Below are 1,591 nucleotides of genomic sequence, written 5' to 3'. Positions count from 1 at the left end.
TTAACTCTTATGAGTTGATTGATTGGTATCTACTTTAGTATTCAATATTGACTTCTGGCGAAGTTAAACTGTCACACAACAAAGACCCGTTTGGGTTGTATGGTTAAGTGACTAAGCGTACACGGTGGATGCCTTGGCAGTTGGAGGCGATGAAGGACGTATTAACTTGCGATAAGCCTAGTCAAGCTAGTAAAAAGCACTTGAGACTAGGATTTCCGAATGGGGAAACCCACCTGCTTGCAGGTATCGTTAACTGAATACATAGGTTAACGAGGCGAACGCGGAGAACTGAAACATCTAAGTACCCGTAGGAAAAGAAATCAACCGAGATTCCGAAAGTAGCGGCGAGCGAAATCGGAACAGCCCTTAAGCTTATTATGTGTTAATGGAAGGCTGCTGGAAAGCGCCACGATACAGGGTGATAGTCCCGTACATGAAAAGACATTTTAAGTGAAATCGAGTAGGTCGGAGCACGTGAAACTTTGACTGAATATAGGTGGACCATCATCTAAGGCTAAATACTCCCAACTGACCGATAGTGAACCAGTACCGTGAGGGAAAGGCGAAAAGAACCCCTGTGAGGGGAGTGAAATAGAACCTGAAACCGTGTACGTACAAGCAGTAGGAGCCCACTTGTTGGGTGACTGCGTACCTTTTGTATAATGGGTCAGCGACTTATATTTTGTAGCGAGGTTAACCGATTAGGGTAGCCGTAGGGAAACCGAGTCTTAACTGGGCGAATAGTTGCAAGGTATAGACCCGAAACCCGGTGATCTAGCCATGAGCAGGTTGAAGGTTGAGTAACATCAACTGGAGGACCGAACCCACTAACGTTGAAAAGTTAGGGGATGACTTGTGGTTAGGAGTGAAAGGCTAATCAAACCGGGAGATAGCTGGTTCTCCCCGAAATCTATTTAGGTAGAGCCTCGGACGAATACTTACGGGGGTAGAGCACTGTTAAGGCTAGGGGGTCATCCCGACTTACCAACCCTTTGCAAACTCCGAATACCGTAAAGTAATATCCGGGAGACACACGGCGGGTGCTAACGTCCGTCGTGAAGAGGGAAACAACCCAGACCGCCAGCTAAGGTCCCAAAGTCATAGTTAAGTGGGAAACGATGTGGAAAGGCCCAGACAGCCAGGAGGTTGGCTTAGAAGCAGCCATCCTTTAAAGAAAGCGTAATAGCTCACTGGTCGAGTCGGTCTGCGCGGAAGATGTAACGGGGCTAAACTATGCACCGAAGCTGCGGATTCATCTTAGGATGAGTGGTAGGGGAGCGTTCTGTAAGCCGTTGAAGGTGACCCGGGAGGGTTGCTGGAGGTATCAGAAGTGCGAATGCTGACATGAGTAACGATAATGGGAGTGAAAAACTCCCACGCCGGAAGACCAAGGGTTCCTATCCCATGTTAATCAGGGTAGGGTAAGTCGACCCCTAAGGCGAGGCCGAAAGGCGTAGTCGATGGGAAACAGATTAATATTTCTGTACTCGATATAATTGCGATGGGGGGACGGAGCAGGCTAAGCAAGCATGGCGTTGGTAGTCCATGTGAAAGTGAGTAGGGCGTTTGTTTAGGTAAATCCGGACGAACA

Annotated in this window: 1 rRNA gene (only partly in view); it reads left to right on the top strand. The window is 48.1% G+C overall.

Going from position 1 to position 1,591, the window contains the following annotated elements:
* Positions 1–101 precede the first annotated feature (101 nt).
* A 23S ribosomal RNA gene (locus H5058_RS18390) occupies positions 102–1,591 on the top strand; it runs 1,469 nt beyond the window's last position.

It is taken from the genome of Pseudoalteromonas sp. SR45-4, assembly GCF_014163535.1.
GTDB classification, from domain to species: domain Bacteria; phylum Pseudomonadota; class Gammaproteobacteria; order Enterobacterales; family Alteromonadaceae; genus Pseudoalteromonas; species Pseudoalteromonas nigrifaciens.
This window is presented reverse-complemented; position numbering and strand designations above follow the sequence as displayed.